Raw genomic sequence first — 24,794 nt, forward strand, 5'->3', positions numbered from 1 at the left:
AATCGGCTTAGTGATGGAAGCCGAGGGTGATCGAGGTGCCCGTCAGGTCGATGCCCTTGATCGAGATGCTGCCGAAGCTGGAGCCTTCCGTGCCTTTGATGCGGATGTTGTTGAAGGCGATTTCGCCTATCGATGACGGTAGGCTCAAGGTCAGGGAGCCGTCCTTGTTGATCGTCGCCGCCGCCTTGCTGGGATCGTAGACGACGTTTTTCATCGTGGTGTCGGCTTCCAGGAAGCCCAGCACCGGATTGAGCAGCTTGCTCATCTCGCCCACCACTTCCACGCCGCTGCCCCTGGCCTGCTTGACGGCGTTGACCAGGTCGTCGCTCAGGCCTTGCGCCGAGGTGTCGCCCAGTTCCTCTTCGCTCAATGCCCGCAGCGCGCGCGCCGCCGGGGCGCTGGCCGCCGCCATCGGCAGGGCTTGCGCCGCGTAGGTTTCCAACGGCGCCAGCAGCGAGGTGGCGATCGCCGCCGCCATCCGCAGGCGCCGCTGCTTGCGCAGCGCGTCTTCGATGTTCTGCTGCGTGATGAGGTTGAGCTCGGCGAAGATATCGCCCAGCCGCTGCCCGGTCCTGCGCTGCAGTTCGATCGCGCTGGCCAGCTGCTCTTCCGTAATCAGCTTCTGCCTGACCAGCAGCTGACCCAGCATCGATTTGTTCTGATGACTCGATAACCATCCCATGAGGTTCTCCATTGATTAGGCCGATTTGCGCGGCGTGGTGGGCGCCTGCAGCGCTTCCGGCCCCGGCCCCGGCTGGTGCGCCAGGTGCTGGATGTCCGACGGCGCCATGCCGAACCAGCGCTTGCACGCGCGGTAGAACGCGCTCGGCTCCGAGAAGCCCAGCTGGAAACTGAGCATCTTCAGCGACAGCTCGCCGGCGCTGAGCGATTGCCGGGCCAGCTCGCGCCGCGTGTCGTCGACCAGGTTGGTGAAGCTGGTGCCTTCCTCGGCCAGCCGGCGCTGCAAGGTGCGCTCGCTCATCATCATCTGCGCGGCGATGTCGTCGCGGTGCGGCGGCCCTTTCGGCAGCAGGCTGGCCAGCAGGCATTGCACCTTGGCGCTGAAGGTCGGCGGTTCGGCGCGCGCCAGGCTGGCCAGCACGCGCTCGCCGCCGCCCGAGACCAGCGGCGGCGAGGCCGGCAGGGCCATCACCAGGTCGGTGTCGGAAAACTCCATGACGTTGTACGGCATGTCGAACTTCACCGGGCAGCCGAAGGTTTCCGCGTAGACGTGGGCGTTGGCCGGCTCCGGGAAGGTGTATTCGACCACCACCGGGGCGATGTCGTCGCGCCCGGCGGCGCAGCGCAGGGAGCGCAGCAGCACGCACCAGACGAAGTCGTAGCGCTGCTGCGGCACGTCGCGCCGCGCGCCCGGCAGCACCAGGCCGACGCGCGTGTTGCCCTGGTAGCGCTCGATCGAGCTTTGCACCGTCGGCGAGACCAGCATGATGTGGCCCATCACGCCCAGCCAGCCGAGCCGGTGCGGCGCCGAGATCTTCAGCCCGATCAGCGGGTCGCCGGATTTCTCCACCACCAGTTCCCACAGGTGGCTGAGTTTGTCGGACAGCGTCAGCGCGTCGCACGCCAGGCCGTCCCCTTCGTCCAGGCCGGCCTGCGCGAACAGCGCTTCGGCTTCCACGCCGGATTGCGCCAGGCGCGATTTCACGCCGCGCACCAGATGCAGGGCGGAGGAGTAGGTCATGGCGTGACCGCGGCGCGCAGACGCAGGCCGATTTTTTCCTTCAGGCCCTGCAGCTTGGGATCGATGACGGCGCGGGTGTCGGCGGCCACGCTTTCGCCCAGCTTCTTTTGCATTTCCGGCAGCATGGCCTCGAACTTTTTCTTGACCGGCGATTCGAGGATGGCGATCAGCTGGCGCAGCTCTTCTTCGCTGTAGCGCTCGGCCAGCAGCGGGGCGATGGTGGCCGGGATCAGCTTGTCGGCGCTGCTGCGCGTGATCGGCGTGGCGTCCGTCATGAACTGCTTGGCCTCGCCGACGATGTCGGCCATCGCCGCGTCGCGCTTGTCGGCCGGGGCGCGGCCCTGCAGCATGGCGCGCGCCTGCTGCACGGCGTCGGCTACCGGCACCTGCAGCATCGATTGGCCGATGCTGTCGATGTTCCACAGCTTGAGCACCTGGTCGACCAGCGCCTGCTTGGCCGGCGCTACCGGGGCGGCGAGGGCGCCGCCGCAGGCCGCGCCCAGGGCCAGCACCAGCAGGCCGCGTTTGATGTGGGATGTCTTCATGGTTTGCTCCTCCAAAAAATCAGAAACGCTTGTTGATTTCAAAGCCAAAATAGCGGACGTGGATGTCGCCCTTGACGTCCTGCCCCGCGTAGGGGTTGTAGATCACGTTGAGGAAGGTGTTGCAGTTCATATTGCAGTCGGTGTTGGCCGGCGTGATGAACCGGCCCGACATATAGGATCCGGTGATGTTGATGTCGGTGTCCTTGTTCAGCTTGAAGCCGATGCCGGCGCTCAGCAGCTTGGTGTTCGGCAGCGGCGCCAGCAGGTCGATCTTGTTTTCGGGCACCGAGGTCTTGCGCGGCTCGTAGCCGAGCCGGATCTGCAGCCGTTCCATCGGATACAGCTGCAGGCCGTAGGCGAAGTTGACCACGTTCTTGTAGTTGCGCGGGATCACCAGCTTGCCGGAATCGGGGATGCCGTACAGCCGCGCCACCTCCAGCAGCTTGATGCTCTGGTCGAACTGGAAGCGCAGCGAATCCCATTCGCTCCAGCGGGCGTAGCTGGCGTCCACGTTCAGCTGCACATACTTGATGGGGCGCAGCTTGATGCCCACCTGCATGTGCGCGGGGAAGGGGATGGTCGCGCTCATATTGCCTTTTTGCTCGGCCGGGATCGAGGTCGGGAAGCCCAGCACCGCGCCGGCGATCGGTCCCAGCAGGCTGGCGTTCATGCCGCGCACGAAGTTGCGCAGCATCGGCTCGGTCTTGAAGACATAGCTGCCGGTGTAGTGCGTCTTCGAGCCGCCCTGGTAGACCGCGCCCAGCGCGAACCACGGCCGCGGTTCCCACAGCACGCCGAGGTTGATGGTCGGGTCGACCGGCGCGGTCAGTTCCAGCCGCATGTTGGCGGCTTTCTTGAACGGGTTGACCATGCCGTCCTTGCCGCCGCCGCACACGCCGAAGCCGAACACGTCGATGATGTTGCCGCCGTCCTCCGGGCACCAGCCTTTTTGCAGCTGGCCGAACACGCCCAGCAATTCATTCGGGAAGCGCATATTGGTGTCGACCACGAAGGCCGCGTGCGCGATCGGCACGGCGACGCCGAAGCGCAGCGTGTCCGAGTATTTGTAGCCGAGCGCCGGCGAGGCGTACACCAGGCGCTGGATCTGCAGCTGCCGGCCCTGGTACTGGCCGGGATCGTTGGGATCGGTGGTGCGGTCCAGGCTCATCGCCTGCGACATATAGGCGTCGGTGGCGAAGGTCCACGGCGAGCCGGGCTTGTTCCACGACATGCCGATGCCGGGCACGGCCACGGCCGGCAGGCGCCAGCCGGGCATGCCGTAGCCGGGCACGTACATCACCTGGCGCACCGGGCCGGTCGAGGTGTTGGACAGCGGATCGTCGCGCCAGCCGCCGACGTCGAAGCCCGGTCCCGGCGTGAAGCTGGCCGAGGTGCGGATCGAGGCGACGAAGTTGTGGATGCTTTCGCTGTCGCCGGTCATGCGGGCCAGTCCGGCCGGGTTGAAGTGGATCGACGAGATGCCCGGCGGATCGGCCGTCACCGCGTTACCCATGGCCATCGCCACCACGCTGGTGGTCAGGTTCTCGGTCAGCGCGGCCTGCGCCGCGTGCGAGCACAGCAAGGCCGCCGCGAACGCGATCCCGCGCGGGGTGTACGTGCCGGGCGCGGTCATGTCAGAAACTCAGCGGCAGGTTCAGGCCCACCACCAGGTTGGGCGAATCCGGCGTCAAGCCGATGCCCACCGACAAGTTGACCGTGGTCTTGGGCGAGACGCGGTAGCCCAGGCCCAGGTTGAGGATGCCGGAGGTCTGCATGTGGGTCTTGGCTTCCAGGCCGTCGGCGAAGCGCAGCTTGGAGCCGGCCGAGATCGCTTCCTGGAAGGAGACCGTGGTCGAGATGCCGTACGACAGCGCGTAGGCGAAGCCCAGCCCGAAGCCGACCGAGGAGCCGGGCTGCACGCGCGTCAGGATGCGGGTGCCGTTGACTTGCCACAGGTCCTTGGCCGGCGCGCTGACGGTGAAGTTGAGCGAGCCGAACAGCGCCACCGGATCGACGATCTTGTTGACGTTGAGGCCGGCCGTGAAGGCGCTGACGCCGCTGCCGGTGGCGACGCCGCTGCCGGCGATGATCTTGTACGGGCTGCGGCCGGTCGGCAGGCGCAGGTTGCTGACGACGGTCAGGCTGGGGCGGTCGCGGCGCGCCTCGAACGGTTGCCAGCGCGCGCCGACGCCGATGTCGCCCAGCGAGTTGGACATGCCGTCGGCCTGGCCGGTGTCGGCGTAGCGCGAGATCAGCGGCAGCGTGACGTTGCCGGTCAGGTTGTCGAGCACGCCGTAGTCGCCGGAGAAGGTGTTGGTCACCGTGTGCGAGTTGTTGTTCTGGATGTTGAACAGCGTGGCGCTGCCGTTGGCGATGTCGGTGACGATGCGCTCTTCGCCGACATAGCTGTAGCTCAGGTCGTAGTTCAGCGAGAACTGGTTGCGGCGTATCATCGAATACTGCTTGTCGACGGCGGTCAGGGTCTGCTTGAGCAGCGCGCTCTGGTCGCCTTCGCCTTCCTTCTTGGCCAGCGCGTCGCGCGCCGCCGCGGCATCGGCGCTGGCGGGCGCGGTGGATTGTTGGGCGACGGCGGGCAACGTGGCCAGCGCAGCGGCTACGGCAAAAGTCATGGTGCGAAACGACATATCGGCTTCCTTGTGAGAGTGTGGGCGCTGCGGGGATTTAATTGCGGTGCATCCAAGTGCCGGCGGCGCCCGAGTTGACTGCGCGGTTGAGCAGCATGGCGGCGTTGCTCATCGGGCCTTGCAAGCCTTTGCCGGTGACGCGGTCCATGTCGGTCACGCCCAGCTCCTGGTCCGTCAGCGCCAGCTGGCCGACCGGCTTCCGGCCCTGGGCCGGGGAGATGATGAACAGCGTGTTCTTGTCCCACCAGCGGGCGAATTCCTCGACCGAGAACACCAGGTTGCCGGCCGACGGATCGGCGATGTAGACCACGCCGTCGCGGATGCCGCGCAACACCACGAAGTGCTTGGCGCCGGCGTAGTCGATCGGCACGATGGCCGGTTCGTCCAGCGTCATCAAGTCCTTGATCTCGGCCTTGAAGCCGGCGCCGGACAGGCCCAGCGAGCCGACATAGCGCTTCATGTCGAGCAGCGAGAAGCCGCGCCGCTCGATGATCTTGTCCTTCTCGCCCTTGTCCAGCATGCCCTCCATGGCCTGCTGCTCGTTGACCTGGACGCCGAGGTGGTAGTTGAGGATGGTCACCAGCGCGGCCGAGCCGCAGCTGTAGTCGAAGGCCTGGCGCACGATGTGTTTGTACTTGAGCTCGGAAAACGGCTCCATCGCGACCGATTGCACATAGCCTGCGCCGCCCAGCAGCGCTTGCGGCATCTCGAACTGGCCCTTGGGCCGGTCCTGCGGTTCGTGTCGGGACATGACACCGGCGCCGCCGATGATGGCGGCCACTACACCCAGCAGCAGCATCAGCATGGGCTCAGCTTTCGCGCGGGCGCGCGCGGGAAAATGCGGGAATAAAAGCGTGGGCGTAGGCTGCGCCCAAGGGCGTCGGGCGCCCCGATGTCGGTTGCATGTCTGGTCTCCAATATTCTAGATTAGAACGGTCGTGCTTTATTAAGGCGACAACTCGTCTTTGCATTTTTGTAATTTATTAACGCATGGTTTGCCGCCGCGCGGCACCTTCTTTTTTAGAAATGTGACTCTAGATTTTGGCCCGCAACTTATGCTAACGCGAACAACAAGCGCACCACGGCGCCCCCGCTGCGCCCTCACTCTGTATGGCTCTCAAGGCCAAGTCGTTGGCTTTCGCGGTCAGCGCGAAATGATGGACCGGTGGCCGGACCGACTCTTATGATGAACTCAATTAATAGTCAAATATTAAGATTTTCACGGCGGCGGATACTGCGTTCCGCGGCTCCTACCCGGAGCCTAGGACCAGGCCGGCGGCTGTGAGCAAACAAAAATTTAAAACCTAAACCCGGAGATAAAAACCATGCAAATCGTCAAAACCGCAATCGCAGCAGCCCTGGCAACCCTGGCATTCTCGGCATCGGCCATGACCCCGATCCAGGACGCTGAACTGAGCACCGTCAGCGGCCAGGACGGCGTGTCCATCGTCGCCAACCTGAACGTCAAGATCGATTCCTTCGTCTACACCGATACCGACGCGCTGGATGCGAACGGCCTGGGTGGCGGTTCGGTGTCGTTCAACGGCATCAAGGTCAACGGCCTGATCGCCGCCAGCATCGACATCCTGTCGAAAAATTCCTTCCTGGCCGCTGCCGGCGCCGCTGGCGTGACCAACCCAGGCACCTTCTACAACCCGGTCACCGGCGGCGACGTCGTGCAGATCGCCATCCCGGCCGATGTGCAAGTGGCAGCCGGCAAATTCCTGAACGTGTCGGTCGACGCGATCAAGATGGGCAACAACGCAGCATCGTTCGGTTCGGTCGCCATGAACCAGATCGATATGCGCGGTACCCAAGTCTGGATCTACGCTCACTAATCAGCTGAGCTGCAACAGCCGCTTCGGCGGCTGTTGCTTCCGCCATCATGAAAATCCCCAACCACTGGCGCGCGCTGGTTCTGTGCACGGCTTTGGCCTGCTGCACGCAATCGGCGTCGGCGCAGATGCAGCCCCTGAGCGAAGAGGAACTGTCCAATACGCGCGGACAGGGCCTGGTGACGCTGACCAATACCAGCCTTGGCGGCTACGACTTCAGCAAGGTGGCGCTGGACGCCGACATCACGCTGAGCGCCAACCTGCGCAATATGCGCCTGGGCGAATATACCTATGCGGCGCGCAACGGCAGCGGCGCCGACCTCGACATCGGCCTGCTGCAGTTCGGCCGCAGCGACGGCACCGATGCGCAGCGGCTGGTCCATATCGGCAATCCCTATTTCGAATTTGTGTACCGCAACGCCGCCGACGGCGCGTCGCGCGAAGTGATCGGCATGCGCTTTGGCTTCGACGCCATCAGCGGCGATGTCGGCTTGAAGATCAATACCCTGTCCGGCTCGCTGAAGGTGAGCGGCACCGGCGCCGACGGCGGCGCGATCGTGCTCGATACGCACACCGATACGCTGGGCGGCAAGCGCTGGGACGGCGCGTGCACCGCGCCTTGCCTGTCGCTGTCGCAACTGGGCGGCGTGACGGCCGGCGACGCCGCCGGCGCCAGCCGCGACTTCTGGATCTCGCTGCTGAAGACCGGCGTGCAGTTCCCGACCGCGACCGGCCTGCCGGCCTCCGATGCGGCGCAGGCCGGGGTCTGGCTGAACTGGCGCGACAAGCTGCAGGCGCTCACCACCAACGGCCTGGTGCCGGCCAACCTGCCCAAGGTGCGCTGATGCGGCGCGCGTGCGGTGCGCTGCTGATGTTGACGGCCATCTCCGCCGCGGCGATGGAGCCGCTGAGCGATGCCGCCTTGTCGTCGGTGCGCGGGCGCGACGGCGTCAGCTTCGACCTGAACGGCTTCGCGATGAGCGGCGACGCGCGCGTCAGCTACACCACGCCGGGCGGCGCCAGCCTGTATGTGGAAAAGTTCCACGCCTCGCGCAGCGACAATCCGCTGCCGTTTTCCGATCCCTACCGCCTGGATATCGTGCCCGGCGCGCCGGGGCTGGCCGACGTCATCAACATCGCGTTTCCGGTGAATACCAACGCGGACCAGCGCTGGCAGCTGGCCTACGACTGGGGCGTGGGCGCGGACGGCGTGGTGCGCGAGCAGGGCAGCGTGGTGCTCAAGGACATGGTGTTGTATGGCGGCGGCTTGCAGTTCACCACGCCGCAGGTCAACGACGGCATCGCCTTCGGCGCGGCGCTGCGCATGGATATCGGCCAGCTGTCGTTCCGGCCGCGCGGCCGCGACGACGCCAGCGAGGCGATGGTGCTGAACGGCGTGCACATCGGCGGCGTCGACGGCAGCGGCGTCTTCAACAATACGCCGTGGGTGATCGCCAACGTGGCGTCGCAGCCCGCGGTGATCAATGCCCTGACCGATGAGCTGGGCCCGCGCCTGCACATCGGCATCGACTGGCCGGATCCGCGCTACGGCAACGGCGTGGCGCCGGCGGGCGGCATCGTGGTCGATAATATTTCGTTCGTGAGTCCCGGCCAGCCGACGGTCGACCTGGGATCGTCGCGCATCGGATCGATCCAGATCCAGTACCTTGATATCAAGTTCAAATACTGATGGCGCGCGCGCTCTTTTTGCTGCTGGCGTTGATGGCGGGCACGGCGCAGGCCGGTTCGTTGCGCGCGCTCGACGACGGCGAGCTGTCCCAGGTCAGCGGCGGCGACGGCATCAGCTTTGCCGCCCACGTAGTGCTGAACGATCCGACGCTGGTGGGCGCGGTCAGCGACAGCCGTCTGTCGCTGGGCTTCAAGGGCGATGGCGTGAACCGCTACATCGTGTTCAAGAATGTGCGCGGCACGGTGGATATGTTTGCCGTCACGCTCGGCGTGCAAAACCGCAGCGACGGCGGCGGCGACTATATCGCCATCGGCTTGCCGGGCTATGTGCATTACACCAATCTCGGCTTCGAGTCGCTGAGCGTGCAGATGGATCCGGCCGCGCCGGTGACCGGCAACCTGGGCAGCATCAATATCAACGGCACGGTGTCGCTGCAGGGCCAGGTCCGGCTGTGGGGCCACTGACGTCATTCCCGCGCGGGCGGGAATCCGTGCCGGGCGTCCCGGCGTGCGCCCCATGGCGGGAACGAGCGGCTATTTGCGCGGCTCGGTAGCGAACACGCACAGCGCGGTCAGCGGGAAGGCCAGGCCGGTCCACAGCACGCCGGTCCAGCCGTGCGCCGCAAACATCCAGCCGCCCAGCGACGAGCCCAGCGCGCCGCCCATGAAGAACAAGGCCATGTACAGCCCGTTCAAGCGGCTGCGGATTTCCGGCGGCAGCGCGAAGATGGCGCGCTGGCCCGTCACCAGGTTGGCGGAGACGCCCATGTCCAGCACGATCGAGGTCGCCACCAGCACGCCCAGGTTCACCAGCTGTGTCGAGTGGACCAGCAGCGGCATGGAAAACGCCAGCACGCCGAGGACCAGCGCGATGAAGGTGGTCGAGCGGCTCTTGCCCTGGTCGGCGCGGTGGCCGGCGATCGGCGAGGCGATCGCGCCGGCCACACCGACCAGCGCGAAGATCGCCACGCCGGACTGGCTCAGGTTGAAGTGCGGCCCCGTCAGCTCCAGCGAGACGCACGTCCAGAACAGGCTGAAGGCGCCGAACATGCAGGCCTGGTAGGCCGCGCGGCGGCGCAGGACGGGCGTGGTCTTGAGCAGATGCCACATCGAACCCAGCAGCGCGAAATAGTGCATGCCCGCTTCGGGCTGGCGTTGCGGCAGCCGGGCGCGCAGCAGGAAGGCCAGCGCGGTGGTCGAGACCGCCGAGATGATGAAAATCGCATGCCAGCCGAAGGCGTCGGCGATCAGGCTGGACACGGGACGCGCCAGCATAATGCCCATCAGCAGGCCGCTCATGACCTTGCCGACCGTCTTGCCGCGCGTCTCTGGCCTGGACATATGCGCGGCGAACGGCACGACGATCTGCGCCGCGACCGAACCGAGGCCGATGCAGAAGGCGGCAAACAGGAACAGGCTGGCGTTGCTGGTGGCGGACGCGGCCACCAGGGCAACGGCGGTGGTCAGCAGCGCGATGAAGATCAGGCGGCGGTTTTCCAGCAGGTCGCCCAGCGGCACGATGAACAGCAGGCCGAGGCAGTAGCCGATCTGCGTCAGCGTGACGATCAGGCCGGCCGCGCCGGGATCGAGTCCGGTGGCCAGGCTGATCGGGCCGATCAATGTTTGCGCGTAGTACAGGTTGGCGACGATGAGACCGGTCGCGACAGCGAACAGCCAAACCATGCCGGGGGATATATCTTGCTGGGCGTGGGACTGGCTCACGTCAACTCCTTCAATTTGCAGGCGGCAATTCTACCGGTCCTGGCAAATTGCTGCTGGGCGTGGCCGGTTTTTGCCTACAGCCCGGCTTGCGCGCGGGTCAGCGATTGCCGCACTTCGGCCGTGATCTCGTAGGAGCGCAGGCGCTGCGCGTGCTCGAAGATCTGCGAGGTGATCATCAACTCGTCGGCGCCGGTGCGGGCGATGAAGTCCTGCAACTGGCGGCCGACCGTTTCCGGCGAGCCCATCGCGGTGCAGGAGAGCACGGAGTCGAGCATGGCGCGCTCCGGCGGCGGCAGCGCCTGCAGATAGCCGGCCCGCGGCGGCGGCAAGCGCGACGGCTTGCCGGTGCGCAGGTTGACGAAGGCTTGCTGCATCGACGTCGCGCGGAATTGCGCTTCTTCGTCGGTGTCGGCGGCGAACACGTTGAAGCCCAGCATGACGTGCGGCTTGTCCAGCTGCGCCGACGGCTGGAAGTTGCTGCGGTACAGGGAGATCGCCTGCATCATCATCTGCGGCGCGAAGTGCGAGGCGAACGCGAACGGCAGGCCCAGGTGGGCGGCCAGTTGCGCGCCGAAGGTGCTCGAACCCAAAATCCACAGCGGCACCTTGGCGCCTTTGCCGGGCACGGCCAGCACGCGCTGGCGTGGCGCGTCGGACATATAGTCTTGCAATTCCAGCACGTCCTGCGGGAAGGCGTCGGCGTCGCTTTCCAGGTTGCGGCGCAGCGCGCGCGCGGTGGTCTGATCGGAGCCGGGCGCGCGGCCCAGGCCCAGGTCGATGCGGCCGGGATACAGCGCTTCCAGCGTGCCGAACTGCTCGGCGATCACCAGCGGCGCGTGGTTGGGCAGCATGATGCCGCCGGCGCCGACGCGGATGGTCGAGGTGCCGCCGGCCACGTGGGCCATGACGACGGCGGTGGCCGCGCTGGCGATGCCCGGCATGCCGTGGTGCTCGGCCAGCCAGTAGCGCTGGTAGCCCCAGCGTTCACCGTGCTGGGCCAGGTCGAGCGTGTTGCGGAACGAGGCGGAAGGGTTGCTGCCTTCGGCGATCGGGGAAAGGTCGAGTATGGAAAATGGAATCATGGGTGGTATATCAGGCCGCTAGAATATTAATCAACGAAGCCCATGGAGAGGGTGTGGGTATAATCTTTCCATATGGGTAGACAAGCATACACAGATTGGCCGAAGCGCGCTGGCGGCGGGCTGGCTGCCGCCGCGCTGGCGCTGGCACTGGGGCCGGCCGCCGCCGTGACGCCGCCGCTGGTGGTGCTGGTCGATACCGGCACCGAGATGCCGATGGCGGATTTCCGCGACGACCATCTGGTCGACGGCATCCACAAGGACCTGGGCGCCGCGTTGGCCGGCAAGCTGGGGCGCGAGGTACAGTTCCTGCCCTTGCCGCGCAAGCGCATCGCGCTGGCGCTGGAACAGGGCCAGGCCGATCTGATCTGCCTGTACCTGCCGCCCTGGCTGCCGGGCAAGTTCCAGTGGAGCCGCGGCTTTTTCCCGATGACCGAGGTGGTGGTGACCGATACCTCGGTGGCGCAGCCGCGCAGCCTGAAAGACCTGAGCGGCCAGCCGGTGGCGACGGTGCTGGGGTATTACCATCCGGAACTGGAGCGCGCGATGGGGGCCGGCTTTGTGCGTGACGACGGCCACTCCTCGTCCGCCAATCTGCGCAAGATGGCGGCCGGTCGCTTGCATCATGCAATTACCCAGCAGAGCACGCTCGATTATTATCTGAAGGTCGGCGACAAACTGTCGCTCTACCCGCCGCTGGTGGTGAAAACCTATATGGCGCAGTGCGCCGTTTCCGGGCAGGGGCGGGTCGGCGTCGCCGAGGTCAACAAGGCGATCGGCGAGGTGGCGAAGGATGGCGGACTGTCCCGTATTATCTCCAGCTACCAGGCGCGCATAAAATAACTGTGTTAAGTCGATAATATATTTGTATTTCGTCAGTATTTTAATTGTTGACCTGTTATTTAACTGTGTTTATTTTGCCGACATTCTCATCGGTATTTAAAAATAGTTTTTCCACCGCGTTTTCCTGATTTACTATTGGAAACGGTAGGGCGTACTGTCCTGCTTTCTCATTATTCCATTATTAATATTATTGCGATGGCATCCGACACCGTCGCCGGGATTTCGCATGCCATCGAAACTTGCCATTTTATTTGCCTTGTTGATCAGCTGCTGCCAGGCGGTGTTTGCCGCCGGCCTGAGCGAGGCGACCACGATCCAGCATCGCGGCCAGTTGTACCGCGTGACGCACGAGGGCAAGACCAGTTACCTGTTCGGCACCATCCATGTGGGCCGCGATGGCGTTTATCCGCTGGATCCGGTGGTGTCGCGGGCGCTGCTCGATTCCAAGGCGCTGGTGATCGAGCTGGATATCCGCGAGAACACGGCATTCCAGCTGGCGCTGGCGCGCCACGGCCGCTATCCGGAGGGCGACAGCATCCAGAACCACCTCAGCCCCGCCACCTTGCAGAAAACCGTGCAGGCGCTGGCGCGGGCCGGCATGTCGCTGCAATCGGTACAGCACTACAAGCCGTGGCTGGTCGCCAACCTGCTGGTCGGCACCGAGCTGGATCTGCACGGCTTCCAGCGCAGCCAGGCGGTGGAATACGCGCTGCTGGCCGCCGCGCAGAAGCAGGACAAGACCGTGCGCGAGCTGGAAAGCGCCGATTACCAGCTCAGCCTGTTCGACAGCCTGGACGAACGCCAGCAGGAGCAATACCTGCTGGAAAACCTGGCCGACCTGGCCGACGGCGATTCGCTGAAACGCTCGCAGGCGCTGATCGATGCCTGGAGCGCGGCCGACCAGCCCGGCATCCATGCCGCATGGCAGGCCGCCACCACCGGCGATTCCATTTCCGCCGGCTTCATGAACCGTGTGCTGCTGGGCAAGCGCAATCCCGAGATGGCCGCCAACATCGAGCGCATCATGCAGCAGGACCAGGTGGCCTTTGTCGGCGTCGGCCTGCTGCATCTGGTGGGCGACGATGGCTTGCCGCAGCTGCTGAAGCGGCGCGGCTACCAGGTCGAGCAGCTCTACTAGCGCTACTAATAGGCCATCACCGCGCCGTCGCTGTAGCGGACGCGGTCGCCGATCTTGTAGCTCGGCATCGATTCCACCACCACCATCTGGCTGCTGCCATCGTCCATGCGGACGGTGACGCGGTACACCTTGTCGGTCGGCATGCCGGTGCTGCCGCCGGCCGCCGCCGCGCCCACCGCGCCGACACCGACATCCTGGCGCTGCATCTGGTCGATCGCCTGCACCACGCCGTAGGAGGCTTGCGCGCTGCTGGCGTTCATGCCGCCGCCGCTGGTTGGCGCCATGCTGCTGGTCATGGGCGTGACCGGATTGCCGCCGGCCGCCGTACCGCTGCCGCTTGGGCTGGTGGTGCTGGATGAATAACCGTTGGCGGATGTATCGCTGTCCATCCGGTCCGATGCGCATCCCGCCATGGCGATCACGCACAAGGCCGCAGCCCATTGTTTATTTGCGTTCATGTTTTGTCTCCCCGTCAATTTAATCAAAATGACTAGTCATTTCATTCAGAGAGACGTTATCCCAATTTGTTCCCCCGGCTTGCGGCTGTAATTGATATACATCAATTGAAAGATGCTACTCACACGCAATAATTGTTGGGTATCACTTTGGAGGAGACCGATATGTTGACACGCGAGACAGACATAATTATAGAAGAGATAATAAATTCAACCTGCGGAGACGGGGCGGACCCCCGCCGCAGGCATTTGTTTTTTCATGCACTGCATGGTCTGGTACGCGTGGCCAAAGCCGAGCAACTGCAGCAGATGCGCTCGGACGTGACATTGGCGGTAGGCGAGGCCCGGGAGGAGCCTGCAAGTAGCGTCAGTTTGACGGCTGGATGCGGAAGCGGGTCCACAAGGCCCACATGAAGCCGGCGGTCAGCAATGCGGCATTGCAATCGACCAGCCAGTCGGACACCGCGCCGTGGCGATAGGGGAACAGGCTTTGCACCATCTCGTCCAGCGCGCCCATCAATGCAATGGTGAGTACGGCCTTGCCAGCGCGTTGCGGCACGCTGCCCTTGCCGCCGGTGAAAATCAAAAAAGTCAGGCCGGCGTAGGCCAGCGAGTGCAGGATCAGGCCGGAAGCGACGTTGCCGATGTCCTGGCGCGCACCGGGGATCGAACCGAGTACCAGGATCATCAGGTACAGGACGATGGCGGTCCAGTAGCGCAAGCGGGAATGAGAGGAGGTGAGGAGTAATTGCTTGATCATGACCAGACAATACCATGCACCGCAGAAAAGAGGGAGTGGTGCACCGGGAGCCCGGTGCACCTTTCTTCAGTCATGCCTATCGGTTGCATGTACTCAAGATGTAATCAGTATAGGGAATCAATATGACGCGGCTATGACAGCGCGCAAAAAAATCAGCGGCAAAAAAAAAGCCCGCTGGTTAAAGCGGGCTTAAAACTATTTTCTTGGAGGAGAATAGTGGAGACAGGTGCATTATGCGGCGTCGCCAGATATGTGTCTAATTGTTCTTTCAGATACCAGACATCAGGCGGGCGCATAACTCTCCAAAAAGGCGGATTATTTGACCGGAACCGTGTAGTTCAGGGCCAAACGGCCGCCGTCCACATACAGCGTCTGGCCGGTCATGTAGCTGGCGTCGTCGCTGGCGAGGAAGGCCGCGATCGACGCTACTTCCTCCGGCTCGCCGCAGCGGCCCATCGGCGTGCGCGACAAAATGGTGTTGCGCGATTCCGGGCTGGACATCACGGCTTTCTTGGCCAGTTCGGTCAGGATCGTGCCGGGACCGATGCCGTTGACGCGGATGCCGTGCTCGACCAGGTTGAGCGACATCACCTTGGTCAGCTGGTTGATCGCGCCCTTGGACACCACATACGGCACCTGGTTCGGGATCGCCAGTTCGGCGTTGACGCTCGACATATTGATGATGCAGCCGCTCCGCTGCTTGACCATTTCGCGCGCGACGGCCTGGCCGCACAGGAACATCGATTTCAGGTTGATGCGCATGACGCGGTCGAAGTCGTCCTCGGTGACGTCGAGGAAGTTGGCGGCGTGGGTGACGCCGGCGTTGTTGATCAGGATGTCGATGCGGCCGAAGGCGGCCATGGTGGCGGCCACCAGCGCATCGACGTCGGCCTTCTGGCTGACGTCGGCGGCGAAGAAGCGCGCCTGCTCGCCCAGCGCGGTGGCCGCTTCGGCGCCTTCCGGCTTGATGTCGACCAGCATGACCTTGGCGCCTTCGGCGACCAGGCGTTGGGCGCAGGCCAAGCCTATGCCTTGGGTGGCGCCGGTCACGATGGCGACTTTTTGGGATAATTTCATGGGAATACGCTTTCTGAGGAGAGAGGGCAAATTTTAACAGCCCGCCGCGGGCGCGTTACAATAGAGGGTTTGCAATAATCTTTAAGGGTGCGTCGTGACTTTCATCAACAAATTATCTGCCGCATGGACGGCCAACGACTCCCTGCTGTGCGTGGGCCTGGACCCGGACATGGCCAAGCTGCCGGCCCAGTTCCAGAACGACCCGCAAGGCATCTACCACTTCTGCCGCGAGATCATCGACGCCACGGCCGACCTGGCGTGCTCGTTCAAGCCGCAGATCGCCTACTTCGCCGCCCTGGGCGCGGAAGACCAGCTGGAAAAGATCTGCGCCTATGCGCGCGAGCATTATCCGCACATTCCGGTGATCATGGACGCCAAGCGCGGCGACATCGGCGCCACCGCGCGCCAGTATGCGCGCGAAGCCTACGACCGCTACGGCGCCGACGCGGTGACCGTCAGCCCCTACATGGGTTCGGATTCGGTGGAGCCGTACATGGAGTGGAGCGACCGCGGCATCATCGTGCTGTGCCGCACGTCCAACGCCGGCGGTTCGGACCTGCAGTTCCTCAACGTCGACGGCCAGCCGCTGTATCAGCACGTGGCGCGCCTGGTGGCGGAGAAGTGGAACGCCAACGGCCAGTGCGCGCTGGTGGTCGGTGCGACCTTCCCGGAAGAGCTGGCGCAGGTGCGCGCGATCGTCGGCGACATGCCGCTGCTGGTGCCGGGCATCGGCGCGCAGGGCGGCGACATCGCGGCCACCGTCAAGTCGGGCAAGACGGCTGCCGGCACCGGCATGATGATCAACTCGTCGCGCGCGATCCTGTACGCGACGCCGCAGGGCGGCGAAGACTTCGCCAGCGCCGCGCGCCGCGTTGCGCTGGAGACCCGCGACGCCATCAATCAGCATCGCGGCTAAGCCAGCCTCTTAGTGGGCTGGAGCGATCAGCTCCACATATTCGTACAGCTCGGCCAGGATGTGTTCGGCGCGCTCATCGACATCCTGTTGCAGGTGGTCGATCTCGCCGAAGAACTGGTCGATGCTGCGCGCACCGCCCGCGCCTTCGTAGAAGCGCGCCGCGCGGTGCTGCTCCCAATGCTCCATCTCGCCTTCCGATAAGGTCTCCGGGAAATTGCGCGCGCGGTAGCGGAACAGCAGTTCCAGCAGGCGCGGATCGTCGAACGACGGCGAGGCCGTGGCCAGCCTGGCCGGGGTTTCCTTGCGCAGCGACTCCAGCAGGCGGCGGTCTTCCTTGCCGACGAAACCGTTGTACAAATCCTCGTCCACATCCAGCTCGGCGCCGGCCGGGCGGTGGAACACCTGTTCCCACACCACGTCCATGTTGCGGCCCGCCGCGGCCAGCGCGGCGTAGGCCTTGCCTTGCTCGAGGTCGATGCCCCACCTGGCGGCCATGGCCGGCGACAGCGTCTTCAGGTTGGACACCAGCATCGGCGACTTGTTCAGGTGCACGCTCTTGACCGGCAGCCGCGTCATGCCTTCCGGCAGCGCGTCGGCGCGGCTGAAGATGCGGGTGCGGATGGTGTCGGCGTCCAGCGTGAACAGCTCGGTCGGATCGTAGGTGCAATCCCAGACGATCACCTCGTTCTTGTTGGTCGGGTGTGTGGCCAGCGGCCAGACCAGCGCGATGCAGCCGCGTTCGGCCGGGAACATGCCCGACACGTGCAGGAACGGCGCGCGCAGGCCCGGCGCCAGGTGCATGCCGATCTCGTCGGCCACGCGGTCCTTCTTGTGCAGCGCGAAGCAGAAGTCGAACAGCTTGGGCTGCTTTTCCTTGATCAGGCGCGCCAGCGCGATGGTGGCGCGGACGTCGGACAGCGCATCGTGCGCCGCCTCGTGCAGCAGGCCGTTGGCCTTGGCCAGGTGCTCCAGCTTGAAGCTCGGCTTGCCGTCTTCGCGCAGCGGCCATTCGATGCCTTCCGGGCGCAGCGCGTAGGTCATGCGCACCACGTCCAGCAGGTCCCAGCGGCCGCACTGGTTTTGCCATTCGCGCGCGTACGGATCGATCAGGTTACGCCAGAACATGAAGCGGGTGATCTCGTCGTCGAAGCGGATGGTGTTGTAGCCGACGCCGATCGTGCCCGGCTTGGAAAACGCCTGCTCGATGGTGTTGGCGAACTTGTGCTCCGGCACGCCCCATTCCAGGCATTGCTGCGGGGTGATGCCGGTGATCAGGCAGGATTGCGGATCCGGCAGGAAATCGTTGGCTGGTTTGCAATAAACCATGATCGGATCGCCGATCTCGTTCAGGTTGGCGTCGGTGCGGATCGCGGCAAATTGTGCCGGGCGGTCGCGGCGCGCCTGGGCGCCAAAGGTTTCGTAGTCGTGCCAGAGAAAAGTCTGTGTTGTCATAGGGCGCAGTCATGGGTGCTACAGTTATTCGTAAAACTGCCGATAATTCCTAGATACATCCACCAGGAGCAACATCATGGCGACTCCAGTATCGGCAACATCGGGCAATACGGCCGCGCCTGTCCAGCCCAAGGACGATAGCGTGATGTCGGCCGCCGCCAAGGCCAAGGCGCAGCTCAATGTGTCTATCGTACAAGCTTCCTTGACGGTATCGTTGAATTCTTCCAACGAACCGCTGTCGGTCGTGCTGAAAACCGCGCTGACCGGCATCAATGAGGCGCTCAAGGATGATTTCGGCGATAACGCCATCCAGAACGCCGCGTCGCAGGACAATACGCCGCAAGGCACCGCGAGCCGCATTGTATCGCTGTCGACCGCATTTTACGATGCGTTCAAACAGCAGCATCAGGGCGAGGACGAGGGCGAGGTGCTCAACAAGTTCATCGAGACGCTGAAAAAGGGCGTCGACCAGGGCTTCAAGGAGGCGCGCCAGGTGCTCGACGGCCTGAAAGTGCTGAACGGCGACATCGCCGGCAATATCGACAAGACCTACGACCTGGTGCAGCAGGGTTATGCGGACTTCATCGCCGCGCACCAGCCCAAGCCGGCGGAAGAGGCCGCGGCGGCCGCTACGAGCTGAGCGCTTCCTGCAGGGCCACGCGGTTGCGGCCCTGTTCCTTGGCGCGGTACAGCGCGGCGTCGGCGGCCGCGACCAGGTCCTGTTCGGTCTGCTGCGCCTGCAAGGTCGCGACGCCGAACGAGGCCGTGATGTGCGGCAGCGGCTGGCGCATGTCGGCAAACACCGTGGCTTGCTGCATGCGTTCGCACAGGCGCTCGGCCACCGCCACCGCCACCTTCTCGCTGGTGTCCGGCAGCAGCACCATCATTTCCTCGCCACCGTAGCGCACCGCGAAATCGGTCGGCCGCAGCGCGCCGCTCAAGACCTGGGCCGCCGCGCGCAGGGCCTGGTCGCCGGCCAGGTGGCCATGGGTATCGTTGAACTTCTTGAAGTGGTCGAGATCGATCATGATCAACGCCAGCGGCGCGTGCGAGCTGTGCGCGGTGCTGACCATGGTCGGCATCAGGTCGTTAAGCCAGGCGCGGTTGTACAGGCCGGTCAGGCCGTCGATCATCGACAGCTGGCGGTAGAACTCGCCCAGCTTCTGGCGCCGGCGCAGCTGCGCGTTGGCGGCGCGGATGCGGAAGGACAGCAGGCGCAGCAGGTTGCGCGCCAGCACGTTCGACTCGTCGATCAGTTTCCACACCAGGTCGGCCTCGATCACCAGCAGCTCGCTGTGCTCCAGCGCGGTGATGCTCGACAGGTTAGCTTCCTCGTCCAGCACCGACTGCTCGCCGACGCTCTCGCCCGGCAGGATCTTGCTGACCGTGCCGTCGGCCATGCCGGTGCGGGTGTCGGCGGCCACCGACAGCGCGCCGCGCAGCACGATGTACAGGCGCGCGCGGCTGGATTCGGTCACCGCTTCATCGGCATCCAGCTGCATGACGGGGCAGTTCGCCAGCAGCCTGGCGATGGCGGCATCGTCATCCGAGTTGCGCAGCAGCTGTAAATCGCTGATCTGGTAGCTCGATGAGCCAAAAGTGCTGATCTGTTTCAAGGTGGTCTTCCGGATGCCAAAAAGCAAGTAATAGTTCTTTCTTTATCATAGCCGAAACCCTTGGGGCTTGTCCGGGACAAGCGTGTAAATTTCGCACAGGCAGTTGTTGCGTTGCATCGCTTCCAGTGCTTCAATACCGGCTTCGCAACCGAACGGAAACAACCATGGCTTACACCGACGCGCTGGGCACCGTGCACGCCGCCGATCCGCAGGCGAGGATCGTGACGCTGGTGCCGTCGATCACCGAGCTGCTGTGCGAGCTGGGGCTGGCCGCGCAGATCGCCGGCCGCACCGGCTTCTGCATCCATCCGGCGGAGGTGGTGCAGGCGATTCCCAAGGTCGGCGGCACCAAGGATGTGAATATCGAGAAAATCCGCAAGCTGGCGCCGACCCATCTGGTGGTCAATATCGACGAGAACGAAAAGCCGACCGTCGACCTGCTGGCGGAGTTCATTCCCCACATCGTCGTCACGCACCCGGTCCGCCCGCGCGACAACCTGGCGCTGGCGCGGCTGATGGGCGGCGTGTTCTGCCGCGAACCGCAGGCCGAGGCGTGGTGCGCCGCCTTCGAGGCCGAGTACGCGCTGCTGCGGGCCGCGCCCAAGGGACCGCCGCAAACCATGTTGTACTGCATCTGGCAGGATCCGTGGATGACGATTTCGCGCGATACCTATATCGCCCGCATGCTGGAGGAAATCGGCTGGAGCGTGCCGGCGCTGGGCGAGGTGCGCTATCCGCGCTTCGAGTGGTCGTCCGGACTGATCGCCGGCGTCGACGGCGTCTTGCTGTCGAGCGAGCCTTACCGGTTTACGGAAGCGCATGCGGACGCCCTGGAAAAGCAGATCGGCAAGCCGGTGCTGCTGGTCGATGGGGAGATGATGTCGTGGTATGGCAGCAGGTCGCTGCAGGGATTGCGGTACTTGCGGGAGCTGGCGCGGCGCTAGCCCCCGCGAGCCTGGCTTATTCCTCGTCGTCGTCTTCGACCGGCACGGCGCCGTTGGCGTGGCGCTTGCTGTCGTGCAGGCGTCCCAGTGCGCTGTCGATGGCGCGTTTGAGTTTATCGGCGGAACCGCCTATGGCCTGGTGCAGCGTGGCCGCGTGATCGCTGACGGCGATCGGTTTGTAGCCGGTCAGGCGCGCTTCCATCAGGCAGCGATTGTCGCCGTCGGCCGATTTCTGGCCCAGGTTGTCGCTCAGGTGGACTTCTACGCTGGTGATCTGTTCGCCGAAGCGGTGGAGGGCATTGCTCACGACGGATTGCACATGCTGGTCAAGGCTGGCATGGCGATCGATGGTTTTGTCGGCATTGATATTGATTTGCATACGCTTGCTCCTCTTTTGTTGAACTGCAGATCAATATTACTCCTTTTCGCCTTAGGTTCTCGTTAAGAACTTAACCGTTGATGAGCGATGCGGCAATATTGATCGACAGGCCGAGGATGGCCAGGTTGTAGAAGAAGCACAGCACCGACTGGCCCAGCACCACCTTGCGCAGGCTGCGGCTGCGCACGACCACGTCCGAGGTTTGCACCGCGACGCAGATGGTGAACGAGAAGTACAGGAAATCCCAGTAGTTCGGCTGCAGGCTGCGGTCCGGGAAACCCAGCGGCGGCTCGGCGGTCTCGTTTTCGTAGTACAGGTGCGCGTAGTGCGAGCAGAACATGATGCCGACCATGAACCACGAGCCGACCAGGGTCAGCGCCACGAAGCCGTAGTGCATGGCCTTGCCGCCCCCCGACAACTGCGAGACGATGGCGGCCAGGCTGACCATCACCGCCAGCGACAGCGTGCTCAGGATCACCGGGCCTTTCTCGTCCTGCTTGCGGGCGGCGCGGCGGATGTCGTGGTGGTCGGCGCGCAGCATCATCACCGTCATCATCGCCAGGTAGCTCCACACCACCACGTCCCACGCGGTCAGCAGGCGCGACAGCCACGGCCAGTCCGCCGGCAGCAAGGGCGCGGCCAGCGCGCCCAGCACGACGGCCACGCTCAGGTGGGGGCGGCTGTGGATGATGCCGGGCAGGGGCAGTTTCATTTTTTATCTTCGATGAGGTCGTGCGGGAAGCGGTCCATGCGCGACAATACCGGAAACAGCACCGCCCATGCGCCCGTTACAGCCAGGGTCGCCGCGCCGCCGAACAGCACCGCGCGGGTCAGGCCCATCCAGCCGGCGGTGATGCCCGATTCAAATTCGCCCAGTTCGTTGGAGGCGCCGATGAACACCGAGTTGACCGCGCTGACGCGGCCGCGGATTGCGTCCGGCGTTTCGTACTGCACCAGCAGGTGCCGCACGTAGACGCTGATCATGTCGCCGGCGCCCATCACGAACAAGGCCACCAGCGCGACCAGGAAGGTGGAGGTGGCGCCCAGCACCAGCGTGCCGAGGCCGAACACGGCGACGCCGCCCAGCATCCACAGGCCGACCCGGCGCGTGATCGGGAAGAAAGCCAGCGCGATCGAGCACAGCGCGGCGCCGGCGCCGGGCGCGGTGCGCAGCATGCCGAGGCCGCTCGGGCCGATGTGCAGCACGTCGTGCGCCAGCGCCGGCAGCAGCGCGGTGGCGCCGCCGAACAGCACGGCGAACAGGTCGAGCGAGATCGCGCCCAGCACCACCGGCTTGGACCAGACGAAGCGCAAGCCTTCCAGCACCGTGTGCCAGGAGGCGGGGCCGCTGGCGCTGGCCTGCTTGACCGATTTGACCGGGCACATCAGCACCACGGCGGTGACCAGCAGCGCGGTGGAAATCATATACACCGTTTTCGGCCCGGCCAGGTAGAACAGGCCGCCCAGCGTCGGCCCGAGGATGACGGCGACATGGAAGCTGGACGAACTGAGCGCGACGGCCTTGCTGAAGCTTTCCTGCGGCACCAGGTTGACCAGGATGGCCTGCGTGGCCGGCCCCATGAAGGCGCGCGCGCTGCCGTACAGCACCAGCACGGCAAACACCGGCCACACGGCGCTCAGCCCGGTGTAGGTGAAGCCCAGCAGCATCAGGCCGCACAGCAGTTGCGCGCCGAGCGCGAGGGCGATCAGGTTGCGGCGGTCGTAGCGGTCGGCGGCGTGGCCGGCGATCAGGATCAGCAACAGGAAGGGCGCGAACTGCGCCAGGCCGATCAGGCCGAGGTCGAACAGGTTGTGCGTCATCGAATAGACTTGCCAGCCGATCGCGACGTTTTGCATTTGCACGGCCAGGGTGGCGAGCGTGCGGGCGGTGAGATACAGGGTGAAGTTACGGTGGCGCAGGACGCTGAAACCGTTGGAGGAGCTACTGTCGGACATTGGCGCTTTCAGGGAGCGGAGGCCTGGGACTCCGCATCCCTGTCCGCTCCCGGTGGATGGAATTACTTGTTGATGTCGGCTTCTGTGGTGAAGGCGTCGGCGTAGAATTCGTCCTCGGGCAAACTACAGATGGCGGTGAAATCGCGCTTGGCCGATTCCACCACGATAGGCGCGCCGCAGGCGTAGACCTGGTGGCCGGACAGGTCCGGCAGGTCGGCCATGACGGCGGCGTGGACGAAGCCGGTGCGGCCGCTCCAGTGGTCTTCCGGCAGCGGGGCCGAGACCACGGGAACGTAGGTGAAGTTCGGCAGGATCGCTTCCCACTGGCGGCACAGCGCGTCCATGTACAAGTCCTGCGGACGGCGGCCGCCCCAGTACAGCGTCATCGGGCGGGTGGAGTTTTGCGCGCGCAGGTGCTCGACGATGGCCTTGATCGGCGCGAAGCCGGTGCCGGAAGCCAGCAGCACCATCGGCTTGTCGCTGTCCTCGCGCACGAAGAAGGTGCCCATCGGGCCTTCGAAGCGCAGGATGTCGCGTTCCTTCAGGGTGCTGAACACCTGGTCGGTGAACAGGCCGCCCGGCATGTGGCGGATGTGCAGCGCCAGCGGCTGGTCCTGGTCCGGCGGCGAGGCCAGGCTGTAGCTGCGGCGCTTGCCGTCGCGCAGCATGAATTCGATGTACTGGCCGGCGCGGAATTTCAGCGTTTCATTGGCCGGCAGTTGCAGGGTCATGACGACCACGTCCGGCGCGACCTTTTCCAGTGTCGCCACGCGCGACGGCATTTTGCGGATCGGATAGTCGTCGCTGCCGGCCACTTCGCGCGCCTCGATCACCAGGTCTTCCCTGGCGACGGCGCAGCAGAACAGCGAGTAGCCCTTGGCTTCATCTTCCTTGCTCAGCGCGCGCTCCTGGTGCGGCTTGTGCGTCACCGAGCCCGAGACCACCTTGCCGCGGCAGGAGCTGCAGGCGCCATTCTTGCAGCCGTAGGGCAGGCCGACACCGGCGCGCATGGCCGCCGACAGCACGGTTTCGTCTTCCTCGCAGCTGAATTGGTGGCCGCTAGGCTGTACAGTAATTTGAAACGTCATACAATCCTTCTGATGAGAAACCTAAATAGACAAAAATTCCGCCGGCCGCGCCTGCTGATCGTCGGCTGCGGCGATGTCGGCATGCGGCTGCTGCCGCTGCTGACCCGGCATTTCCGCGTGTTCGCCACCACCAGCCAGCCGTCGCGCTGCGCCGAATTGCGCGCGCTGGGCGCCGTGCCGCTGGTGGCCGACCTGGACCAGCCCGCCACCTTGCGCCGCCTGTGCGGGCTGGCGCAAGCCGTGGTGCACCTGGCGCCGCCCCCGGCCGACGGGGTGCTGGACAGCCGCACGCGCAACCTGACCGCCATTTTACCTGAGCACGGCCGTCTGGTTTATGTCAGTACCACCGGCGTCTACGGCGATTGCGGCGGCGCGCTGTTCGACGAGAGCCGCCCGGTGGCGCCGCGCAACGCGCGCGCGCTGCGCCGGGTCGATGCCGAACGGGTGTTGCGCCGCTGGGCGCGGCGGGCGCAGTCCTCGCTGTCCATCCTGCGCGTGCCGGGCATTTACGGCGCCGACCGGCTGCCGCTCAAGCGGCTGCGGCTGGGCACGCCGGCGCTGATCGAGGCCGACGACGTGTACACCAACCACATCCACGCCGACGACCTGGCCGCCATCATCGCCCGCGCGCTGTTTCGTGCGTTGCCTAACCGTATCTACCACGCGGTGGATGACAGCGATATGAAGATGGCGCAGTATTTCGACGTGGTGGCCGATGCTTTCCAGTTGCCGCGTCCGCCGCGCCTGCCGCGTGCGGAATTGCAACAGGTGGTGACGCCGGCCTTGCTATCGTTTATGTCGGAGTCGCGCCGGCTGAGCAACGGCCGCATCAAGCGCGAGCTGGGCGTGCGCCTGCGCTACGCCACCGTGGCCGATACGCTACACGCGCTGCGTTAGAATGTCGCCTTACATCTTTAAGCACCTATTATGCGTAAAGATGCCAAAACGGCATT

At 64.8% G+C, this 24,794-nt stretch carries 27 protein-coding genes; 10 read left to right on the forward strand and 17 right to left on the reverse strand.

Going from position 1 to position 24,794, the window contains the following annotated elements:
* Window positions 1-7: 7 nt before the first annotated feature.
* The 6 genes from ACEN9F_RS25915 to ACEN9F_RS25940 are packed head-to-tail and all read right to left on the reverse strand — an operon-like array spanning window position 8 to window position 5,697.
* Window positions 8-682 (reverse strand): hypothetical protein, encoded by a 675-nt coding sequence (locus tag ACEN9F_RS25915; RefSeq protein ID WP_413424722.1) that lies wholly within the window; start codon window positions 680-682, stop codon window positions 8-10.
* A gap of 15 nt (window positions 683-697) precedes the next feature.
* Entirely contained in the window at window positions 698-1,702 is a 1,005-nt protein-coding gene (locus tag ACEN9F_RS25920) for an AraC family transcriptional regulator (RefSeq protein WP_413424724.1), read from the reverse strand.
* On the reverse strand, window positions 1,699-2,247 hold the full coding sequence (locus ACEN9F_RS25925; RefSeq protein ID WP_413424726.1) for a DUF2059 domain-containing protein: 549 nt from the start codon (window positions 2,245-2,247) through the stop codon (window positions 1,699-1,701). Before ACEN9F_RS25925 ends, ACEN9F_RS25920 begins: the two co-directional genes overlap by 4 nt.
* A gap of 19 nt (window positions 2,248-2,266) precedes the next feature.
* The gene (locus ACEN9F_RS25930; RefSeq protein ID WP_413424728.1) at window positions 2,267-3,880 is read right to left on the reverse strand and encodes an OmpP1/FadL family transporter; all 1,614 of its coding nucleotides are present in this window, start codon (window positions 3,878-3,880) and stop codon (window positions 2,267-2,269) included.
* 1 nt (window position 3,881) lies between these two features.
* Window positions 3,882-4,892 carry a transporter gene (locus ACEN9F_RS25935; RefSeq protein ID WP_413424730.1) on the reverse strand — a complete coding sequence of 337 codons (1,011 nt, stop codon included), beginning with the start codon at window positions 4,890-4,892 and terminating at the stop codon, window positions 3,882-3,884.
* Between the two features lie 37 nt (window positions 4,893-4,929).
* Window positions 4,930-5,697, reverse strand: a complete 768-nt coding sequence (locus ACEN9F_RS25940) for a C39 family peptidase (protein ID WP_413424732.1) — start codon at window positions 5,695-5,697, stop codon at window positions 4,930-4,932.
* A 520-nt stretch (window positions 5,698-6,217) separates the two neighbouring features.
* On the opposite strand from ACEN9F_RS25940, the gene ACEN9F_RS25945 reads away from it, so the two are divergent.
* From ACEN9F_RS25945 to ACEN9F_RS25960, 4 genes are read left to right on the forward strand one after another with little or no spacing between them, the layout of a single operon-like run.
* Entirely contained in the window at window positions 6,218-6,730 is a 513-nt protein-coding gene (locus tag ACEN9F_RS25945) for a DUF6160 family protein (RefSeq protein WP_413424734.1), read from the forward strand.
* Between the two features lie 47 nt (window positions 6,731-6,777).
* The gene (locus ACEN9F_RS25950; protein ID WP_413424736.1) at window positions 6,778-7,572 is read left to right on the forward strand and encodes a hypothetical protein; all 795 of its coding nucleotides are present in this window, start codon (window positions 6,778-6,780) and stop codon (window positions 7,570-7,572) included.
* Window positions 7,572-8,417: a hypothetical protein gene (locus tag ACEN9F_RS25955; protein WP_413424738.1), complete on the forward strand. Its 846-nt coding sequence runs from the start codon at window positions 7,572-7,574 to the stop codon at window positions 8,415-8,417. Before ACEN9F_RS25950 ends, ACEN9F_RS25955 begins: the two co-directional genes overlap by 1 nt.
* Entirely contained in the window at window positions 8,417-8,881 is a 465-nt protein-coding gene (locus ACEN9F_RS25960) for a hypothetical protein (protein WP_413424740.1), read from the forward strand. Before ACEN9F_RS25955 ends, ACEN9F_RS25960 begins: the two co-directional genes overlap by 1 nt.
* 69 nt (window positions 8,882-8,950) lie before the next feature.
* Here ACEN9F_RS25960 and ACEN9F_RS25965 read toward each other — a convergent pair whose 3' ends face one another.
* Both ACEN9F_RS25965 and ACEN9F_RS25970 read right to left on the reverse strand, forming a co-directional pair.
* Window positions 8,951-10,099 carry an MFS transporter gene (locus tag ACEN9F_RS25965; RefSeq protein ID WP_413427182.1) on the reverse strand — a complete coding sequence of 383 codons (1,149 nt, stop codon included), beginning with the start codon at window positions 10,097-10,099 and terminating at the stop codon, window positions 8,951-8,953.
* 113 nt (window positions 10,100-10,212) lie between these two features.
* Window positions 10,213-11,220, reverse strand: a complete 1,008-nt coding sequence (locus ACEN9F_RS25970) for an LLM class flavin-dependent oxidoreductase (protein ID WP_413424742.1) — start codon at window positions 11,218-11,220, stop codon at window positions 10,213-10,215.
* A 72-nt stretch (window positions 11,221-11,292) separates the two neighbouring features.
* Between ACEN9F_RS25970 and ACEN9F_RS25975 the strand changes: the two genes are divergently transcribed.
* Window positions 11,293-12,060 (forward strand): substrate-binding periplasmic protein, encoded by a 768-nt coding sequence (locus ACEN9F_RS25975; protein WP_413424744.1) that lies wholly within the window; start codon window positions 11,293-11,295, stop codon window positions 12,058-12,060.
* Between the two features lie 226 nt (window positions 12,061-12,286).
* Window positions 12,287-13,198 (forward strand): TraB/GumN family protein, encoded by a 912-nt coding sequence (locus tag ACEN9F_RS25980; protein WP_413424746.1) that lies wholly within the window; start codon window positions 12,287-12,289, stop codon window positions 13,196-13,198.
* A gap of 5 nt (window positions 13,199-13,203) precedes the next feature.
* On the opposite strand, the gene ACEN9F_RS25985 is transcribed toward ACEN9F_RS25980, so the two are convergent.
* The 3 genes from ACEN9F_RS25985 to ACEN9F_RS25995 all read right to left on the reverse strand — a co-directional run bounded on the left by ACEN9F_RS25985 (window position 13,204) and on the right by ACEN9F_RS25995 (window position 15,490).
* Window positions 13,204-13,656 carry a hypothetical protein gene (locus ACEN9F_RS25985; RefSeq protein ID WP_413424748.1) on the reverse strand — a complete coding sequence of 151 codons (453 nt, stop codon included), beginning with the start codon at window positions 13,654-13,656 and terminating at the stop codon, window positions 13,204-13,206.
* 364 nt (window positions 13,657-14,020) lie between these two features.
* Window positions 14,021-14,413, reverse strand: a complete 393-nt coding sequence (locus ACEN9F_RS25990) for a VanZ family protein (RefSeq protein WP_413424750.1) — start codon at window positions 14,411-14,413, stop codon at window positions 14,021-14,023.
* Window positions 14,414-14,728: 315 nt separating this feature from the next.
* Window positions 14,729-15,490, reverse strand: coding sequence for an SDR family NAD(P)-dependent oxidoreductase (locus ACEN9F_RS25995; protein WP_413424752.1), 762 nt, complete (start codon window positions 15,488-15,490; stop codon window positions 14,729-14,731).
* Between the two features lie 94 nt (window positions 15,491-15,584).
* Here ACEN9F_RS25995 and pyrF point away from each other — a divergent pair, with 94 nt between their 5' ends.
* The gene (gene pyrF / locus ACEN9F_RS26000; RefSeq protein WP_413424754.1) at window positions 15,585-16,406 is read left to right on the forward strand and encodes an orotidine-5'-phosphate decarboxylase; all 822 of its coding nucleotides are present in this window, start codon (window positions 15,585-15,587) and stop codon (window positions 16,404-16,406) included.
* A gap of 9 nt (window positions 16,407-16,415) precedes the next feature.
* On the opposite strand, the gene sbcB is transcribed toward pyrF, so the two are convergent.
* On the reverse strand, window positions 16,416-17,858 hold the full coding sequence (gene sbcB, locus ACEN9F_RS26005; RefSeq protein WP_413424756.1) for an exodeoxyribonuclease I: 1,443 nt from the start codon (window positions 17,856-17,858) through the stop codon (window positions 16,416-16,418).
* Window positions 17,859-17,934: 76 nt separating this feature from the next.
* Here sbcB and ACEN9F_RS26010 point away from each other — a divergent pair, with 76 nt between their 5' ends.
* Window positions 17,935-18,498 (forward strand): DUF5610 domain-containing protein, encoded by a 564-nt coding sequence (locus tag ACEN9F_RS26010; protein ID WP_413424758.1) that lies wholly within the window; start codon window positions 17,935-17,937, stop codon window positions 18,496-18,498.
* On the opposite strand, the gene ACEN9F_RS26015 is transcribed toward ACEN9F_RS26010, so the two are convergent.
* Complete coding sequence (locus ACEN9F_RS26015) at window positions 18,488-19,474, reverse strand: GGDEF domain-containing protein (RefSeq protein ID WP_413424759.1); 987 nt, start codon at window positions 19,472-19,474, stop codon at window positions 18,488-18,490. The two genes, ACEN9F_RS26010 and ACEN9F_RS26015, sit on opposite strands and share 11 nt — an antisense overlap.
* A 164-nt stretch (window positions 19,475-19,638) precedes the next feature.
* Between ACEN9F_RS26015 and ACEN9F_RS26020 the strand changes: the two genes are divergently transcribed.
* Entirely contained in the window at window positions 19,639-20,418 is a 780-nt protein-coding gene (locus tag ACEN9F_RS26020) for a helical backbone metal receptor (protein ID WP_413424761.1), read from the forward strand.
* 16 nt (window positions 20,419-20,434) lie between these two features.
* Here the strand turns inward: ACEN9F_RS26020 and ACEN9F_RS26025 are convergent, their stop codons facing one another.
* The 4 genes from ACEN9F_RS26025 to ACEN9F_RS26040 form a co-directional block, all read right to left on the reverse strand.
* The gene (locus tag ACEN9F_RS26025; RefSeq protein WP_413424763.1) at window positions 20,435-20,797 is read right to left on the reverse strand and encodes an HPF/RaiA family ribosome-associated protein; all 363 of its coding nucleotides are present in this window, start codon (window positions 20,795-20,797) and stop codon (window positions 20,435-20,437) included.
* Window positions 20,798-20,867: 70 nt separating this feature from the next.
* Window positions 20,868-21,509 (reverse strand): DUF1345 domain-containing protein, encoded by a 642-nt coding sequence (locus ACEN9F_RS26030; RefSeq protein WP_413424765.1) that lies wholly within the window; start codon window positions 21,507-21,509, stop codon window positions 20,868-20,870.
* Complete coding sequence (locus ACEN9F_RS26035) at window positions 21,506-22,753, reverse strand: MFS transporter (protein ID WP_413424767.1); 1,248 nt, start codon at window positions 22,751-22,753, stop codon at window positions 21,506-21,508. The genes ACEN9F_RS26030 and ACEN9F_RS26035 overlap by 4 nt, the downstream gene beginning before the upstream one ends.
* A gap of 62 nt (window positions 22,754-22,815) precedes the next feature.
* A complete protein-coding gene (locus tag ACEN9F_RS26040) occupies window positions 22,816-23,841 on the reverse strand; it encodes a CDP-6-deoxy-delta-3,4-glucoseen reductase (RefSeq protein WP_413424769.1) in 1,026 nt (341 codons plus the stop codon).
* A 12-nt stretch (window positions 23,842-23,853) separates the two neighbouring features.
* On the opposite strand from ACEN9F_RS26040, the gene ACEN9F_RS26045 reads away from it, so the two are divergent.
* A complete protein-coding gene (locus tag ACEN9F_RS26045; protein WP_413424771.1) occupies window positions 23,854-24,738 on the forward strand; it encodes an SDR family oxidoreductase in 885 nt (294 codons plus the stop codon).
* Window positions 24,739-24,794 lie beyond the last annotated feature (56 nt).

The sequence above is a fragment of the Duganella sp. CT11-25 genome (genome assembly GCF_047302815.1).
Taxonomy (GTDB): domain Bacteria; phylum Pseudomonadota; class Gammaproteobacteria; order Burkholderiales; family Burkholderiaceae_D; genus Rugamonas.